This window comes from Kocuria sp. KKT182, assembly GCF_055635395.1.
The window spans coordinates 849,446-866,057 of record NZ_CM145757.1; the positions used below are offsets into that span (position 1 = coordinate 849,446).

Here is a 16,612-nt window from a genome sequence, read left to right on the forward strand (position 1 = left end):
TGGGGTTGCAGGGTCATCACAGGCCGGTGAGTCTGGTAAGCCGGGCGAGAACCGCCTCGGGCGCACCGATGGCGTCCACGACGGCCCAGCCCCGAGCACCGGCGAACTCCAGATAGGCCGTCCGGGCCGCGCGCAGATACTCCAGCGACTCGTCGTCCTGCCCGCGATCGAGAATCCGTGCATGGGCGGTCTCGGTCGGGACGTCGAGAACCACCACGACGACGCCGTCCAGCACCATCACCGCCAACCACGGCAGGACCCGGCCCGACGGCAGACCCCGGACCCGCCGCAGCACCAGCTGGCACACCAGGTGTCGATCCATCACCACCAGACCGTCCCGACCCGCGGCACGGACCTGGGAGACCAGGACGTTGGCGGTGCGCACCACGGTCTCGAACCGGTCCGCCCACCGCACCGGCACCTCCACCCCAACGCGCGCCGAGGTGCGTGCCAGCCAGCGGCGACCGGACCGGTTGCGCAGCACGATCGCCTCCCGCCCCGCCCCCTGCTCCGCCGCCACCAGCGCCGAGGCTGTCGTCGTCTTCCCGGCCCCGTCGATGCCCAGCAGCACGACGGTCCGGGCCCGGCGCGCTGGCAGGCTCCCGGGCCGCCGCGCTCGAGGCGCCCCAGCGGCAGGGCGCCTGCGGCGCCCCTTCATCGGGATGTTCCTGATGCTGCTGAACGGGACACTGCTCCGCCTTTCCGGCTGTTAGGGGCTTCGCTTACCTTGTGCCGATCTGGCCCACGAGATGCGCACCCCGCTGATCAGCCTTAAAGGACACCTGGAGGGTATCGAGGACGGGGTCGTGACCCTGGACGAGCGGACCGCGGCGATCCTGCACGCCCAGATCACCCGGCTGCAACGCCTAGCCCGCGGCACCCGCGCCCTGACCCGGGCCGAAGAGGGCATGACCCACCTCCAGCCCACCGCCCAGGACCCTGCGCAGCCGGTCACCGAGGCGATCGAGACCATCGCTCAGGCCGCGGCAGGCAAAAACATCACGGTGACCAGCACCGGCCTGCCCGCCGCCCCGGTGCAGATCGATCGGGAGCGGATGCGCCAGGTGCTGGGCAACCTGCTGGAGAACGCACTGCGCCACACCCCATCGGGAGAGACCATCACCGTGCGCACCGACCACACCTCCGAGGCGCTCACGATCACGGTCCCCGACACCGGAGAAGGCATCCCCCAGCCAGCCTGCCCCACATCTTCGAACGCTTCTACCGCGCCAACACCGGCCGGGAAGCCCACCGGGGCGGCTCGGGTCTGGGTCTGGCCATCAGTAAGGCCCTGGCCGAGGCCCAGGGCGGGACCCTGAAGACCCCGGAGCTGGGCGCGGAGCCGGCTTCTGGATCCGCCTGCCCCGATACCAACCCGCGAACTGACCGGAGCTAACAGCTCCGGGCCGCGCCCGCCACCGAGGAATCCACCTGCTGTGGCTGGCACGGCGCGTGAGAGTCTGCCTCGACTGTTGCTCACATCCGGTGGAGCCAGTAGGGGCGGTGGAGCACGGTGCGGCGGGTCGTTTCCACGCTGGTGCTCAGCACCCGCTCCAGCGGTCCCTGACCCAGTGCTCGTTGCCAGGCCACCGCGAGCAGTGCCGCGACCACCACGTGGATGACGTACCACAGGTAGGGCTGGTCGTAGGGAGCCTGGAAGGACAGCGCCAGCAGGTGGACGGTGTACAGGGTCAGGGCCATCGCGCCCATCGCCGACAGCGGCAGCAACCATGCCCTGAACTGTTGGGAGACCAGCAGGAAGCTACCCAGCACCAGCAGTCCCACGCCCAGGCTGGCCGCAGTCTCCCACAGAGGGCTGGTGTGCGGGGTAGTGATCGCCAGCCACCAAGTCGTGTCGGTGGGCAAGGAACCCGGGCCCCACACCAGCACCTCGGCTAGCTCGTCCTCGCTCACCCCACCGGTGGTCAGCGACCGGTCATACCCGCCGAAGGCATAGGACACGAAGACGGAGGTGGTCTGGGCAAAAATCACCAGTCCCGCTCCCACCGTCAGCAGCCGACCCTGAATCCCCGTGTCGCGCAGGTGCACCCGCCCCAGGCCCAGTCCGACCAGCAGATAGGTCATGTACGGCAGGGCCGAGTAGGTGCCGGTGAGCAACAGCTGGGAGATCGTCCCCGCAGGCTCGTCCACCACCTCGGCGAAGGTGGGGTTGGAAAAGGTGTATGCGGGAAGGATTTCTGCCAGGCCCTGCATCAGCAGCGGACCCACGATCCAAGAGACCGCCGCGCAAACGAATAACACCGTCGCGGACAGGTGCAGGAACGGGATCGCCAGCAGGAGGAACACCGCGTAATAGATCAAGAGGTTGTCCGCCGGGGCGTCTGCGGGCAGCAGCGCCCCGATCCCCAGACCCACCACGGCGATCAGCACCGCCCGCACGGCCACCCCCACCCGATCTGCGGCCAACCACCTGCCGGTGTGCGGGAACCGCCCCCCGGAACCGAGTGCCAGTCCCACCCCGGCCAGCAGGGCGAACAGTGCCACCACATCCCCCGAAGACATGAGGTGCGACCAGGTCGAGTCCTGGGTCGCATCGTCATACTCGGGCAAGATCTGCATCGAGATCAGCCCGATCAAAGCCAGCCCGCGGGCCGCGTCAATGCCGACCAACCACCTCGCGGGCCTGCAGGCACCGCCCGTGGCACCCACCCGGGCAGGTTCTTCCGTTCTGGACGTCCAACTCATGACTCCCCCGACCTCCCAGGCCCGCCCCGGCACCCCAGGGTCCAGAGTCGAGCCGTATCTGAGGTCCCAGCACCCCCGGGACCATCCCGGACCTAGGATCTCTGCTGCACCTGGCGCTCCAGTTGAGCAATCCTCAAGATTCCATAAAGTCCCGCGAGCCCCACCGTGCACGTAGGTCTCCCCCCATGTGTGCGGACGGACACGATAGGGCGGCTGTGGCTACGCTGAGTTGAGCCCCCGAGGGGTCGGCAGAGGCGAGATCAAACTGCGGAGCTGGCGGCAATACCGGTGGCTGCGGTGGATGCAGGGCCCCCGTTGCCATGGCTACTGCTGACTTTGGCCGAGGTTGCCTCGGTGGTTCCCGGATTCACCGCTGTGTTCGCGCGTCTGGGCGTCCGCGGAGACCGCATCAATGGTGGCCTCAGAGGTAGCTGCAGATCTGCTCGGCATCGCACTGGGCGGGATCCCCCCGGACTGCGACCTGGTAGTACTCGGCCACGGAGGCTCGCAGGGCGGTGAGCTCAGCGATGTGCTGATCGAGGCGGGCCAGTTGCTGGGCCAGCTGGCCGGCCACGTGGGCGCAGGGAGCCTGCCCGGCGTCGCGGACCCGCAGGATCTCGCGGATCTCGGCCAGGGCGAGCCCGGCGATCTTGCTGCGGCGGATGAACTCCAGTCGGGCGAGGGTCTCTGGTGGATAGTCGCGGTACCCGTTGGGACAGCGTTGGGCCGGGGGGAGCAGTCCTTGCTGTTCGTAGAACCGCAGGGCTTTGGTGGTCATGCCGGCGGCCGCGGCCACTTCACCGATCCGCACGGTGCACCCCGATCCTGAACTGGTCCTTGGCCTTCCACGGTAGAGGAAGGTGCTGGTGCAGGGTACTGCCTGACCCTTGCGCGACGGTGACGACTCCGTCCCCGGGAGTCCCCGGGGGTCACCCGGGTTCGGTGCGGGAGCGGTCGGCCTCCACGGCTTGCCAGGTCTTGCGTGCGGCGATCAGCACCGGATCCCACACCGGGGAAAAGGGTGGGGCGTAGGACAGGTCGATGTTCAGCAGCTCCTCCACCGGCGTTTCGTGCCACAGGGCGACTGCGAGCACGTCGATGCGCTTGGCCGCGCCTTCCTCCCCGACGATCTGAGCTCCCAGCAGCCGGCCAGTGCCGCGTTCGGCGATGAGCTTGGTACGGATCGGTTTGGCCCCGGGGTAGTAGCCGGCCCGGGTGGTGGAATCAACCACCGCGGTGACCGGATCGAACCCGGCCGCCTGCGCCTCGGACTCCCCGAGGCCGGTGCGTCCGACTTCGATGTCGCAGATCTTGGTCACGGCCGTACCCAGCACCCCGGGGAAGGTGGCGTAGCCGCCGCCGATGTTGATCCCGGCGGTGCGGCCCTCCTTGTTCGCGTGCGTGCCCAGCGGCAGCGTGACGTGGCGGCGAGAAACACGGTGGAACTTCTCCACGCAGTCCCCTCCGGCCCACACCCCTTCGATCCCGGTGCGCAGCCGGCGGTCCACCGCGATCGCCCCCGTCTCCCCCAGCGGAATCCCCGCCTGGGCGGCCAGGGCCGTGTTCGGTTCCACCCCCAGGCCCAGGATCACCAGATCGGTCGGGATGGTGGCCTGATCAGTCACCACCGCGGTGACCGTCCCGTGACGGGTCCCGAAGCCGGTGACCGTCTCCTCCATCCGCACCTCCATCCCGAAGCCCTCCATCGCGGAGGCGATGAGCATTCCCATGTCCGGATCCAGGCCCGGCAGCGGGGCCGGAGGACGCCCGATCACGGTGATATCCACGCCCCAGGCGCTCAGCGCCTCGGCCAGCTCCAGGCCGATGTACCCGGCCCCGACGACCACCGCCCGGCCCGGCCGGTCCCGCTCCAGCACCGCCCGCAGTGCCAGGCCGTCATCGAGGGTCTGCACCCCGTAGATGCCCTGCGCCTGGATCCCGGGCAGTGGAGGGCGGGCCGGGGTGGCGCCGGTGGCGATCATGAGCTGATCAAAGCCCTCCCACCTCTCCCGTCCCGTGGGCAGCTCACGCACCAGTACGGCGCGCCGGTGAAGGTCGATCTCCTGGACCTCGTGACCGGTCCGGGCGTCGATGTCGTGGTGGTCGCGGAACTGCTGCGGGGTGCGAGCGATCAACTCCGAGGCCTCCGCGACGTCCTTGCCGATGAAGTACGGGATCCCGCAGGCGGAGTAGGAGGTGTAGTGACCGCGCTCAAAAGCCACGATCTCCAACTGACCCCGAGGCAGCTGGCGGCGTGCGGCCGAGGCCGCGCTCATCCCTGCAGCGTCCCCGCCGATGACGATCAATCGCTGGGCCATGTGCTTCCCTTTCCTCGAGCAGTTCTTCGGCTTGCTCTCGCGTTCTGCACCGGATCATCCCCGGTTTCCCGGAGCTGCGCAGGCCCGAGACCTAGACCTCGAGCTTGTCCAGTGCTGCCTGATAGGCCTCGTGGTAGGTGGGGAACTGGGCGACCTGATCGCGCAGGAGCTCTAGCGGCAGCTGCGCCCGGATGGCCAAGGAGGCGTGGTGGATCCATTCTCCGGCCTGCGGGCCGACCGCCCACGCCCCGATCAGCACTCCCCGCTCGGCATCGGCCAGCAGCCCCAGGTGCCCGCGCGGGTCCTGCTCGTAGGTCCAGGGCCGGGCGATGGCCTGGGCCAGATCCAGCTCGGTGGCGGTGGTGCGGATCCCGCGCTGCTGCGCCTGCTCAGCGGTGAGGCCGGCGGCGGCGATCTCTGGGTCGGCGAACACCACCCGCGGGATCCCCTCATAGGTGGCAGGATGCGCCCGGCCGAGGATCGCGTCGGCGGCGATCCGCCCCTGGTACTTCGCCACGTGGGTGAAGGGCAGCACCCCGGTGACATCCCCGATCGCCCACAGATTCTGCCCGGCCCGGGCGTGCTCGTCGATGAGCACCTCGCCGTGCTCGCCCAGGCGTGCCCCGCCCGTCTCGAAGCCCAGACCTTGGGTACGGGGTGCGCGGCCGGTGCCGAAGATCACGACGTCGGCGGCCACCTCACTCCCGTCCTCGAGGGTCACCACACTGTCCGCACCGTTCCGGTGGGCCGTGGCGGCCGAGGCACCCAGGCGGATGTCGACCCCGGCTTCGGTCAGGTAGTCGTGGACGAGCTCCCCCACCCGGGGTTCCTCCCGGCCCAGCAGGCGGTCCCCGCGGTGGATGAGGGTGACCTGCACCCCGAAGCGGGCCAGGAACGTGGCGGTTTCCACCCCGACGGCGCTGCCACCGATGATCACCGCCCGTTGGGGTAGGTCGTGGGTGGTGTAGGTTTCCCGGTTGGTCCAGGCGGTGATCTCCTCGATGCCCTCGATCGGGGGGACCACGGCCTCGGAGCCGGTGGCGATGATGATGTGCTCGGCGGTGATCTCCCGCTCCCCGACCTGGATCCGGCCCGGACCGGTGAGGCGGGCCTCGCCCCGGATCACGGTCGCGCCCTGGTCGGTGTAGCCCTCGGCCTGGGCGGAGTCGTCGAGGTCGCGGATCATGTAGTCGCGTTACTCGCGGGTGGACGCCCAGTCCACCTCGGTCCCGGACACCCCGGCGGCCCGGCGGACCTCGGTGCGGGCCTCGGCCGGGCGCAGCACCGTCTTGGAGGGGACGCACGCCCAGTAGGCGCACTCCCCACCGATCAGCTCCCGCTCCAGGACCACGACGTTCTTCCCCGCCGTGAGCAGGCGGCCGGCGGCGACCTCACCACCGGGGCCCATGCCCAACACGGCCACGTCGAAATGTTCGCCCATGATGTACCTCCTGCAGATTCGGTGGATTTTTCGGTTTCACTCGTCGAACTCGTCGTGCCGCCCCATCTCATCTCGGGGCAGGACGTGAGATCTCAGCAGCAGCCGCCGCCTGGCCTGTTGCCGGAGGTGTCGGCGGAGGCCTGGGTGAGCGTCTGCTCGGCCGTGGTGGCTGCCCGCCCGGTCACCGCAGAGCCATCGTGGCCCTTCACGGTCGTTCCCTCCCACGAGTCGGGTTGCTGGTGGGGTCGAACGGGCCTCAGGCGGCGCAGCAGGACAGTTTGGAGACATCGGTGCGGAAGGACTGGGCGGCGATTTTCAGGCCCTCGGCCATCGTCAGATACGGGCACCACAAGGTGGCGACCTGGTCCACCGTCATGCCCGCGGACAGGATGTAGACCCCGGCCGCAGCGAGGTCCCCGGCCTCCTGGGCCACCGCGGTGATCCCCACGATCCGCCCGGTATCGACCTCAGCGACGATCTTCACGAACCCGCGGGTGTCGCGGTTCACCAGCGCCCGAGGTACGTACTCCAGTGGCAGCACCCGGCACTCACACCGGATGCCGGCCTCCCTGGCCTGCTGGTCGGTCATGCCCACCGCGCCCACGGCCGGGGAGGTGAAGGTGACCCGGGGCAGGTGGGTGTAGTCGATCCGCTGCCCGGTCCCGTTGAAGGCGTTCTCCACCGCGGTCACCCCGTGGGCCGAGGCCACGTAGACGAACTCCGGGTACCCGGTGACATCCCCGGCCGCCCAGATCCGCGGATTCGAGCTCACCAGCGTGTCCTCCACGAGGACCTCCCCCCGCTCCCCGGTGGCCACCCCGACCGCCCCCAGGCCCAGGCCCTCGGTGACCGCCCGGCGCCCGGTGGCCACCAGCAGCCGGTCCGCGGTGAACTCCTGGCGCCCGGCCCGAGTGATGGCGGCCACCACGACGCCCCCGGTGGCCGGGTCGGTGGCCACGGACTCGACCGCAGCCCGGCGCACCACCTGGATGCCCTCATCGGCGAAGACCCCCATCAGCGTCTTCGACACCTCGGGCTCCTCCCCGGACAGCAACCGGGAGCGAACCAGCATCGTGACCCTCGAGCCCAGCCGGGCGAAGAGCTGGGCTTGTTCCAAGGCGACATAGCCGCCGCCGAGCAGGATCATGGACTCCGGGACCTCCTGCAGCTCCATCGCCGTCGTGGAGGTCAGGTAGTCGACCTGCTCCAGGCCATCAACCGGTGGAGCCCACGGGGCCGAGCCCGTGGCCACCAGGTAGTGCCGGGCCCGCACCGTCTCCACGGCCCCGCCGCGGCCGGTGATCTCCAGCACCGGATCCCCGGCGTCGCCGGTGAACGTGGCCTCCCCCGGGCGCAGATCCCACCCGTAGTCCCCGATCAGATCCACGTACTTCTCCGAGCGCATCCCCTCCACCAGGGCGTCCTTGCCCGTGATCAGCCCGGACATCTCCACCGAGCTGGCGGAGGTGCTGATTCCGGGAAACCGACCGGATGCGTCCAGGGCCACATGGCGGGCGTCCGCGGCGGCCAGCAACGCCTTCGACGGCACGCACCCGGTGTTCACACAGGTACCCCCCACCGTGGACCGCTCAACCATCACCACCCGCTGCCCCAGGCTGGAGGCCCGGATCGCGGCGGCGAAAGCACCACCACCGGAACCGATGATGGCCAGGTCGGTCTCGATCACTGCAGTTCCAGCCATGACAACCTCCACAAGTCCGTGAGGAACACTCCCATCGGAAGCCCTCCGCGTGCCCTTCTCCGAGCCAGCCTGCACCTTGCCCCCCGGGGGAAGGTCAAGGTGCCACTGCGATAACAGCTCATAAAGGAACCCCGGGTTCTTGCGGTGGTTGCAACACTGAGCGTTGGGGGTGGTGTTGTGGGTGGGTACTCGATCTTGATCAGGCCGGATCTGCTCCAGGTGTTTTGGGAGCGGATGCAGGCCGGGGAGTTCATCACCGGGGCGGTGGCAGCTATCCGTACAAGCCGGCGCACCGGGGCCCGGGTCCTGGAGGAGGCCGGTGGGGTGCGGCCACGCCGCGGACGCGACCTCAAGGGCCGGTGCCTGAGCTTCGCCGAGCGGGAGGAGATCGCCCTGTTGCGCGTTCAGGGACAGTCTTTGCGGCAGATCGGGGCGGCGATCGGCCGATCACCGTCGACGATCTCTCGAGAGCTGCGACGTAACGCCACCGCCCAAGGCGGCTATCGGGCCACGACAGCGCACGTGCTGGCCTATGAAAGAGCAGCGCGCCCGAAGCCAGCGAAGCTGCACACCCATCCCGAGGTGCGTGCGATCGTCGTGAGAGACCTCGCCAAGAAGTATTCGCCGGAGCAGATCGCTGGGCGCCTGCGACGAGAATTCCCCGACAAGCCGGAGATGTGGGTGTCGACCGAGACGATCTACCAGTCCCTCTACGTGCAGTCCCGTGGGGCCCTGAAACAGGAGCTGACCCGATACCTGCGCACCGGACGAGCTGTGCGCCGGCCCTGCCGCAAGGCCGGGCAACGCAAGAACCGGGTCCCGGACATGATCAACATCAGCGACCGGCCCGCTGAGGCCAAGGACCGCGCAGTGCCGGGCCATTGGGAGGGTGACCTGATCATTGGCAAGAACAATCAGAGCGCCATCGGAACCCTGGTGGAACGCACCACCAACTACACGATGCTTGTTCACCTGCCCGAGGGTTACAAACCCGAACAGGTCCGTGACGGGCTGGCCGCGAAGATCAAGACACTGCCGGAGGCGCTGCGACGGTCGCTGACCTGGGATCAAGGCACGGAAATGCGCGACTGGAAGCAGGTGCGGGTGGACGCCGGGATCGAGATCTTCTTCTGCGACCCACACTCGCCCTGGCAACGCGGTATCAACGAGAACACCAACGGCCTTTTGCGCCAATACTTCCCGAAAGGCGCCGACCTCTCAGCGTTCACTGCCGCAGAGCTCGACGCGGTCGCCGAGGAGCTCAACGACCGTCCCCGCAAACGCCTAGAGTTCCAGAAACCGATCGAAGTGATCGGCGACCTGCTGTTGCAATGACCACCAGAATCCGCCGAACCCCTACCGCAATGAAGAGTCTCAACCTGCCCCAGGCCCTCGGCCCTGCCGGTTCGGGCTCCGGTCACTTCGCCGGATCGAGCTCCGTGTCGCGCTCGTGGAGGTAGACACCCATGGTGAGCATGGCGATGAACTCGAAAGCGAACACGGCGAAGGTCCACTCACCCTGGGTGACGCCGAAGAAGACCGCGACCGGGATGAAGATGAACAGTTTCATCGCGTCGCTGGTGATCATGGACCGTCCACGGGCTCGCGGGGTGTCGATGTAGCCGTGCCCAGGGTAGAACATGCGCCCCTCCACGTGGTCAGGGTCAGCTTCTTCACCGGCCATCTGCTCGGCCCACTCGCGCCGGCGGCGGGCGTAGTGGAACATGCTGATCACCGTGATCACGTACATCAGAGCGGTGAGCCCGGTGACGAACAGGATGATCATCTGCTCGTCCCCGCCAGTGTTCACAGCAGCGCCTGCGCCGACGGCCAGAGGCACCAGCCACAGCGCCAGCAGCACCTTGTCGACCCTGGTCAGCATCGTCCCCTCCCCCAGTCATTGCCTGCGGTAACGGCATCCTGGCACGACAGCACACCACCAGTCTGACCCCTCATCCGAGGCGTGACCCGGCTCCAGCGTCGCCCGAAGAGCCCGCCGGGTCCTACTCCTCGGCCGACACGAGGAGAGACTTCAGGAACCGGTCCCCCGGGGATGTGCCCCCGGCGAAGAGAACTGTCGACGGTCGGCTCGCGCCCCCATCAGGTAGCTGGAACTCATCAGGAAGAACGCCAGGAAAGCCCCCAGCGACTGCCAGTCCCGCGCGATTGCGGAGAGCACACCGAAGGCACCGAAAAGCACGGAGCCGACCACCCCGACACCGATCATGGCCTGCACCCGGTGCGGACGGGCGGCGATGAGCTGGGCGTAGCGCTGCTGTTGCCGCGGCTTCTCGAACAGTGCTGCCACGGGGAACGCCACCAGGACGGGGAACAGCGCGACACCGGCCATGGCCGGCTTCTCCCAGCTGCTGAGCAGCATCAGCACCCCGGCGACCGGCCACCACACCAGCATGATCCAGGTGGACCGTCGCCGGTTCAGCTGCCGAGGAGCCCGACGGAGAACACCACCGATGAGCAGGACGCCGAGAACGACCGCCATCGCCCCGGTGAGCACGCCCAGCCACGGGGCGAAGAGTTCCGAGGTGGCCGGCGAGGTCAGGTGCCCGATGCTCCACCACAGGGGCACCGCCCCGACGGCGATCATGAACAACCCGCCCAGCACCGCCAGCTGCGCCCACCGTCGCTGCTGCACCCGCCACCCCCAGGTCTGGGCGGTCTTTTGTCTTACCGCCCGGTACAAACATCCATCATATGTGCATAAGTGAACGACCGTTGTTGCGAAGGGACATGCGCCGATAGCCATCGCGTCGCGTCAAGAACCCCAGCTGCACCCGTGGATGCTCGGCTTCCGCGCCCTATTCCACGGCAAGGGCCCGTGTCCACCCGGACAGGCTGGACAACTTCCATGTCAGCGAATCTCCCTCCCGCCGCCCTCGGACCCTTGCCCCTGCGCTCGGAAAGTGAACCAGCTAATGGTTCCGATGGTCGCTGCAGCAATCGCCGTGACGGGAAGGATAAACCAGGACATCCCCTCCCCCCGGACGACTTCGGGCAGAAGCATGGCCAGGATCGCCCCCAGCACGAAGACCGCCGTGTAGATCACCCGCTGGGCCTTCGGCGACCTCGGCCCCCAGGCGAGCCGTCGCCCCGGCAGGACGAACAGCAGAGCCAGAATGATGAAGACAATGGGAACCAGAGACCAGGCAAATTCCGGGGACTCGACAACCGTAAGCACGATCAGCAGAAGGCCGAACACACCGATGATCAACCGGGCTATCCCATTCGACGACATCTGCGCTTGCTCCGTTCTGCCGGTCTGCCACCGCTCATGGCGCAGGTAGTCGTATCCTCACACGCCAGTTCCGCTCTGCTCGATCCCCTCTTGTGCGCCAGAAAGACCACGGATGCTCTTCCGGGCTCCCCCTAGAGGCGCCCAGACCCAACCTCAACCGCAGCACAGTGGGTCGACGATTGAACTCCGGATGAGGCCGCCGTGGCCTTCAAGTGGTCTCCTTCCGCGTGTATAGAGGCCTCAGGTAGGTTCGTCCCACGGTATGGCCGACCTGTCGGTAAGGAGCACTCACGGGTTTCGTCTGAGAGGGCGAGAGAAGGGCAGGAAGTAGACCCCGGAGTCTCGCCATACCCTCCATCTGAGCCCGTGGAGGAATTTCTTGCCCTCCATCGATCAAGCAGCGGGTGGGGCCTCGTCGATGAACGTGAACATGACGGTCATGACCGGCCCCAAGGGGTCCTCGGGGTCTGTGGGCACCAAGGCCGCCCGCAAGCGGGCCGGCAGGTCGGGGATCGGTTCCTCCCACGGGATGAATCCTTCCCGGGTGCCATGGACGTAGGTACCGACACGGATCTTGCCCTGCTCATGAAGCCCCACGATGTAGTCAATGGCGTTTTCTTCGGTCCCGGGCAGGCCGTAGGCGGTGGCATCGTCGATCACGTTGGCGACCATCACCCAGTCGATCCCGTTGCGCTCCCGCAGCAGGCGCTCCAGTCCTGCATAGTCCGGGGTGTTCATCGCCGTTCCTTTCCTCAACTGTGCTCGTGGTCCTTGCGCCTGAGATCGCGGGGCCAGGCTTGTCTTCCCAGCGCCTCGACGCGATACCAGCGGTCGTGGGCACGGTCACCCGGCTCACGGGCGCCGTCGAAGCCTATGGGACCCGGACCTCGCAGGTCTTGCCGGTCGGCGCTCCGTCCAGGGTGAACTGGAGTCGGAGGGTCCCGGACACCTCCGAGGGCTGGGGCACGAACTCCCAGGCACTCTCCCACTCGGTGCCGTCCCCGGCCGCCTGTCCGGCCACCAGGCGGTACTCGGTACCGAGCTCATCGCTGAGCACCACCCCGACCCGGTCCAGGACGGAGAACCCCGGCATGAGCGGCACCGGCTCCTCCTCGGTCACCTGGTCCTGCCGCCGCTGGGCCCAGGCCAGGCGGGCAGCCTGGAACTGGCCGTCCCGGCGCATGGTCTCTTCCCCGCGCACCGCGGCGAGGCTGATCCGCACGCCGTTGCCACCCGGTGGCTCCTGCGCTTGGGCAGACAGGCTGGCGTCGAGGTCGATGCCGGCGAAGTGCACATCGATGCCGTCGCTGGTGGCGATCACCAGATCGGCAGGAGCAGACACGATGGATCCCATGCCACCACCGTAGAGACATCGACATGCCTCAGGTTCGCGCGCCACGCGTCCTCGGTCTCCACTGGTCAGCGGAATTCGGAAAGCACCTCAACCGACCGCCGGGCGCTGCCTCGCGCCCGGGCACGAACCCCTATCGCACCTCGGGAGCCCGGTAGGTGTGGTTCGGCTCGGCTGTGGCCCCCAGGATTCGGGTCTCAGTGTTTCCGGTCGGTGCTGATGGCCAGGGCCACGGCGGTGGCCGTCAGGGCGAGGGCGGCTGCCAGGGCCGCCGGCCAGGCGGTGGGGTGGAGCAGTACGGTGGCCGGTGCCGCGAGCAGGGCGGGCACCAGGATGAGCCCCCGGCTGTAGCCGATCAGCTGGGCTACGGGCACCGGTCCCAGGGGGGTGTCGATCGGGGGCTGGGTGTGGTCCGGTTCCGGGCCCAGAGCGCGGTAAAGGCCGGCCGCACCGATTCCGGTCCCGGTCACGGCACCGAGAAGCATCATCACCGCCCAGCTGGTGCCGGCCGCGAGCCCGGCCAGCAGTGCCACGGCGCCCAGGACCGCGGCGTTGAGCACGCACGGGAGGACCAGGTGCATCAGGGCGGCTGCGGTGGGGGCGATCGGGAGGTTCCGTTCGGCGGCGGCCCCGGCGCGCAGATCGGCCAGATAGGCCGTGCCGCGGCCCAGCCCCCGGTATCCCACCACCAGCAGCGCGGCCCAGCCGGCCAGCACCACGGTGTGGGAGAAGGCGGCCAGCAGCACCACGGTCAGCCCGAGGTCGACGACCAGCCCGGACCGCCACCGGCTGGTCCGCAGGGCCGTGAGCGAGGCGAACAGCACCACCGTGCGCGGCCCCGACACCCAGCCCGGTGTGCTCCCCGACAGTCCCCGCACCCCGGTCACCGTGGCGGGGGCCAGCGCGGCGGTCAGGTCCTGGGTCGACAGCAGGGACACGGCGTTGGACAGATGCCGGGTCCGCGCTCCGGACGCCCGCAGGTGCACCCCGTCCAGGCCCCGGGCCCACCGCAGCGACCAGACCCAGAACAGCCCGGCCACTACCACCAGTAATCCTGCGACCCCCACGACCCACAGGGGCGGCACGAGGACATCCCACGGGCCGGTGGCCCCGTCCCGGGTCCCGGCCAACACGACCAGCACAGCCCCCAGCACCAGGAACCAGCCCGCCCAGGGGCGGGACCGCAGCGAGTCCGGCACCCCGCCGGCGGTCTGGGCCCAGACAGAGACCCCGACCGCACTGACCCCCAGACCGGCCCAGCACACCAGCCGTGCCGCCGCCTCCCACCACGGCGCGCCCCGCCCGGCTGCCGGCCCGGCACCCGACAGCAGCAGCAGCCCGGTGCCACCGAACACCGCCCCGGCCGCAACCGCCACCCACAGCATCCGGCGCACACTGCGGATCGGTTCCTGCGCCCCGGCCCCGGGCAGCGGCCACACCCACACCGCCCGCTCCGGGGACACCCCCACCGGTCCCAGCCCCCGCAACAGGTCCACCACACCGACCCAGGCCACCCCCAGCAGCACAGCGACTCCGAGCACCGGCGCCCCGGCCCCCACCCAGGCGGCCGCCGGGCGGTGCAGCATCCCGCCGGGGGAACCGGCGGCCACCAGATCCCCCAACGAGGCCCCGAGACCCAGGACCCCGGCGACCGCCCAGGCCACCAGCACCACCGTGACGAACAGCCCGGTGTAGACATCGACGAACCGATCCGCACCTCGAGCCCGGCCTCGAACCTGCGCCCGGGCGCCTCGCAGGAACACCTCGATCTCAGCGGGCCCGGCAGGCCTCACGCCGACACCGGCCGTCACGACCGTCCCTCCCGTTGCGGGTCAGCAACGACCGGTGGAAGGGCGGTGTCCCTATCGATGGCGAGCACGGTGGTGCCCACCGCCTCCGCCAGCGACGCGTCGTGCGTGGCGATCAGCAACCCCGCCCCCGCGTCGCGGGCGGCGACCAGACGATCGGCCAGCCGGGACCGCATCAGAGTGTCCAGGCGCTGTTCGGGCTCATCGAGGACCAGCAGCTCAAACGGGCGGATCAGGGCTGCGGCCAGCAGCGCCCGCCGGCGCTGGCCCGAAGACAGAGCGAACGGCGAGGCGTCCACCCGGTCGCCCAACCCGAACTCCGCCACCGCCTCGCCCGCCACTACCGCCGCCTCGGCTACCCCGTGACCGCGCAGCACCAATTCCAGGTGATGACCCACCGACACCCCAGGCAAAAAAGCGTCCTCGTCGAACAGACAACTCACCACCCGCCGGTAGACCAGCGAGTTCTCCACCACCGGCCCACCCTTCAGCCACCTGTCCCCGCTCACCGCAGCCTGCTGGCCCACCGACGTGCGCAACACCGTGGACTTGCCCGCCCCATTGGCCCCGAGCAGCACCACCGCCTCCCCTGGCCCCACCTCGAAGCTGACCCCGGCGGTCACCGGCACCCCGGCATAACCACACACCAACTCACGAACAGACAGGACAGGAGCACCACTCACGGACAACGAGCCTTTGGGGGGACTGTCCGATAAACGGTGTGTGGGGCCCGGCGGTTTTCATCAGTGAGCGGTTCTCTCGAACCGTCCGGCAAAGGTGATCGCGAACGCGTTCAGCGCCGGCTTCCACCTCATCACCCACCGTGCTCTGCCTCCGCCGGTGGGGTCAAGGGACCGAGTGACCAGGTACAGGCACTTCAGCGCGGCCTGCTCGTGCGGGAAGTGTCCGCGCGCCCGCACCGCCCTGCGGTAGCGGGCGTTGATCGACTCGATCGCGTTCGTCGTGCAGATCACCCGGCGGATCTCCACGTCGTACTCCAGGAAGGGCACAAACTCCGCCCACGAGGACTCCCACAGCTGCACGATCGCCGGATACCGCTGGCCCCACTCGGCCTTGAACTCGGCGAACCGGTCCTTCGCCGCGTTCTCGCTCGGGGCGGTGTAGACGGGCTTGAGCGCCTTGACGATCCCGTCGCGGTGCTGGCGGCCGGCGTAGCGGAAGGAGTTGCGGATCAGGTGCACGATGCACTGCTGAACCACCGTCTGCGTCCAGGTGGTGCTGATCGCCTCCGGGAGGCCCTTGAGCCCGTCGCAAACGGCGATGAGCACGTCCTCGACGCCCCGGTTCTTCAGCTCGGAGAAGACCTGCAGCCAGAACCGGGCGCCCTCGGCGCCGTCGCCAGCCCAGATCCCGAGGATCTCGCGTTCCCCGTGCACGGTCACGCCCATGACGACGTAGAACGGGGTGTTGCGCACCTGCCCGTCGCGGACCTTCACCACAATCGCGTCGACGAAGAGCACCGGATAGAGCGGGTCCAGCGGACGGGAGGACCACTCGGCCAGCTCACCGGCGACCTTCTCGGTGATCCGGCTGATGGTGTCCTTGGAGACCTTCGCCCCGTAGACCTCCTCGAAGTGCACGGCGATCTCCCCGGTGGTCAGCCCGCGGGCCGACAGGGAGAGGACGATCTGGTCGATCCCATCCAGGCGCCGCTTCCGCTTGGGCACGATCACCGGCTCGAAGGACCCGTCCCGGTCCCGGGGCACCTCGATCTCGACCGGGCCGATCTCGGTCAGCACGGTCTTCGACCTAGTGCCGTTGCGCATGTTGGCCGCGATCGGGGTCTGCCCGTGGTCGTGACCGAGGTGCTCGGTCAGTTCGGCTTCTAGGGCGGTCTCGAGGACGTTCTTCGTGAGCTGGTTCAGCAGACCGCCTGGCCCGACCAGGCTCACGCCTTGCTCTTTGGCCTGGGCGAGCAGCCGTTCAGCGAGGTCCTTCTGATCGATGATCTCTCCGGTCACGGGATCGATCATCGTGCCTGTCATCTCGGTCGTGGACTCTGACACGGCCGT

General features: G+C 68.9%; 15 protein-coding genes and 2 pseudogenes. 2 read left to right on the forward strand and 15 right to left on the reverse strand.

Translation table 11 applies throughout. The annotated features are described in order from the left end of the window. Positions 1 to 16 precede the first annotated feature (16 nt). The gene (locus ACZ2G1_RS03855; RefSeq protein WP_101851577.1) at positions 17 to 571 is read right to left on the reverse strand and encodes a nucleoside/nucleotide kinase family protein; all 555 of its coding nucleotides are present in this window, start codon (positions 569 to 571) and stop codon (positions 17 to 19) included. A 178-nt stretch (positions 572 to 749) separates the two neighbouring features. Between ACZ2G1_RS03855 and ACZ2G1_RS03860 the strand changes: the two are divergent. After that, positions 750 to 1,396: pseudogene (locus ACZ2G1_RS03860) on the forward strand (sensor histidine kinase). Positions 1,397 to 1,476: 80 nt separating this feature from the next. Here the strand turns inward: ACZ2G1_RS03860 and ACZ2G1_RS03865 are convergent. From ACZ2G1_RS03865 to merA, 6 genes and pseudogenes are all read right to left on the reverse strand, one after another. Next, positions 1,477 to 2,631 (reverse strand): heparan-alpha-glucosaminide N-acetyltransferase domain-containing protein, encoded by a 1,155-nt coding sequence (locus ACZ2G1_RS03865; RefSeq protein ID WP_470377496.1) that lies wholly within the window; start codon positions 2,629 to 2,631, stop codon positions 1,477 to 1,479. Positions 2,632 to 3,127: 496 nt separating this feature from the next. Further along, entirely contained in the window at positions 3,128 to 3,517 is a 390-nt protein-coding gene (locus ACZ2G1_RS03870) for a heavy metal-responsive transcriptional regulator (RefSeq protein ID WP_284563944.1), read from the reverse strand. 118 nt (positions 3,518 to 3,635) lie between these two features. After that, positions 3,636 to 5,024, reverse strand: coding sequence for an FAD-dependent oxidoreductase (locus ACZ2G1_RS03875; protein ID WP_470377497.1), 1,389 nt, complete (start codon positions 5,022 to 5,024; stop codon positions 3,636 to 3,638). Between the two features lie 91 nt (positions 5,025 to 5,115). Then, positions 5,116 to 5,559 carry a hypothetical protein gene (locus ACZ2G1_RS03880; protein WP_470377713.1) on the reverse strand — a complete coding sequence of 148 codons (444 nt, stop codon included), beginning with the start codon at positions 5,557 to 5,559 and terminating at the stop codon, positions 5,116 to 5,118. Between the two features lie 24 nt (positions 5,560 to 5,583). Further along, positions 5,584 to 6,465 (reverse strand): annotated as a pseudogene (locus tag ACZ2G1_RS03885) (FAD-dependent oxidoreductase); the annotation flags it as partial. 256 nt (positions 6,466 to 6,721) lie between these two features. Next, entirely contained in the window at positions 6,722 to 8,167 is a 1,446-nt protein-coding gene (gene merA, locus ACZ2G1_RS03890; RefSeq protein WP_101851575.1) for a mercury(II) reductase, read from the reverse strand. Positions 8,168 to 8,401: 234 nt separating this feature from the next. On the opposite strand from merA, the gene ACZ2G1_RS03895 reads away from it, so the two are divergent. Further along, positions 8,402 to 9,502, forward strand: coding sequence for an IS30 family transposase (locus ACZ2G1_RS03895; RefSeq protein ID WP_255219435.1), 1,101 nt, complete (start codon positions 8,402 to 8,404; stop codon positions 9,500 to 9,502). Between the two features lie 82 nt (positions 9,503 to 9,584). On the opposite strand, the gene ACZ2G1_RS03900 is transcribed toward ACZ2G1_RS03895, so the two are convergent. From ACZ2G1_RS03900 to ACZ2G1_RS03935, 8 genes are all read right to left on the reverse strand, one after another. Beyond that, a complete protein-coding gene (locus tag ACZ2G1_RS03900) occupies positions 9,585 to 10,049 on the reverse strand; it encodes a hypothetical protein (RefSeq protein WP_424348330.1) in 465 nt (154 codons plus the stop codon). A gap of 150 nt (positions 10,050 to 10,199) precedes the next feature. Continuing rightward, entirely contained in the window at positions 10,200 to 10,820 is a 621-nt protein-coding gene (locus ACZ2G1_RS03905; RefSeq protein WP_424348329.1) for a hypothetical protein, read from the reverse strand. A gap of 216 nt (positions 10,821 to 11,036) precedes the next feature. Continuing rightward, on the reverse strand, positions 11,037 to 11,396 hold the full coding sequence (locus tag ACZ2G1_RS03910; RefSeq protein WP_424348328.1) for a hypothetical protein: 360 nt from the start codon (positions 11,394 to 11,396) through the stop codon (positions 11,037 to 11,039). Positions 11,397 to 11,813: 417 nt separating this feature from the next. Then, positions 11,814 to 12,158 carry a hypothetical protein gene (locus ACZ2G1_RS03915; protein ID WP_101851572.1) on the reverse strand — a complete coding sequence of 115 codons (345 nt, stop codon included), beginning with the start codon at positions 12,156 to 12,158 and terminating at the stop codon, positions 11,814 to 11,816. 133 nt (positions 12,159 to 12,291) lie between these two features. Then, complete coding sequence (locus ACZ2G1_RS03920; protein ID WP_101851571.1) at positions 12,292 to 12,774, reverse strand: hypothetical protein; 483 nt, start codon at positions 12,772 to 12,774, stop codon at positions 12,292 to 12,294. A 194-nt stretch (positions 12,775 to 12,968) separates the two neighbouring features. After that, on the reverse strand, positions 12,969 to 14,582 hold the full coding sequence (locus tag ACZ2G1_RS03925) for a hypothetical protein (protein ID WP_470377498.1): 1,614 nt from the start codon (positions 14,580 to 14,582) through the stop codon (positions 12,969 to 12,971). After that, entirely contained in the window at positions 14,579 to 15,202 is a 624-nt protein-coding gene (locus tag ACZ2G1_RS03930) for an ABC transporter ATP-binding protein (RefSeq protein ID WP_470377499.1), read from the reverse strand. The genes ACZ2G1_RS03925 and ACZ2G1_RS03930 overlap by 4 nt, the downstream gene beginning before the upstream one ends. A 120-nt stretch (positions 15,203 to 15,322) precedes the next feature. After that, the gene (locus ACZ2G1_RS03935; protein ID WP_470377714.1) at positions 15,323 to 16,573 is read right to left on the reverse strand and encodes an IS256 family transposase; all 1,251 of its coding nucleotides are present in this window, start codon (positions 16,571 to 16,573) and stop codon (positions 15,323 to 15,325) included. Between the last annotated feature and the right edge of the window lie 39 nt (positions 16,574 to 16,612).

Bases quoted from the DNA above. Each gene is read 5' to 3' on its own strand.
- ACZ2G1_RS03875 (WP_470377497.1), bottom strand. From the start codon at position 5,024: ATGGCCCAGCGATTGATCGTCATCGGCGGGGACGCTGCAGGGATGAGC.
- merA (WP_101851575.1), bottom strand. From the start codon at position 8,167: ATGGCTGGAACTGCAGTGATCGAGACCGACCTGGCCATCATCGGTTCC.
- ACZ2G1_RS03895 (WP_255219435.1), top strand. From the start codon at position 8,402: ATGCAGGCCGGGGAGTTCATCACCGGGGCGGTGGCAGCTATCCGTACA.
- ACZ2G1_RS03900 (WP_424348330.1), bottom strand. From the start codon at position 10,049: ATGCTGACCAGGGTCGACAAGGTGCTGCTGGCGCTGTGGCTGGTGCCT.
- ACZ2G1_RS03915 (WP_101851572.1), bottom strand. From the start codon at position 12,158: ATGAACACCCCGGACTATGCAGGACTGGAGCGCCTGCTGCGGGAGCGC.
- ACZ2G1_RS03920 (WP_101851571.1), bottom strand. From the start codon at position 12,774: ATGGGATCCATCGTGTCTGCTCCTGCCGATCTGGTGATCGCCACCAGC.
- ACZ2G1_RS03935 (WP_470377714.1), bottom strand. From the start codon at position 16,573: ATGATCGATCCCGTGACCGGAGAGATCATCGATCAGAAGGACCTCGCT.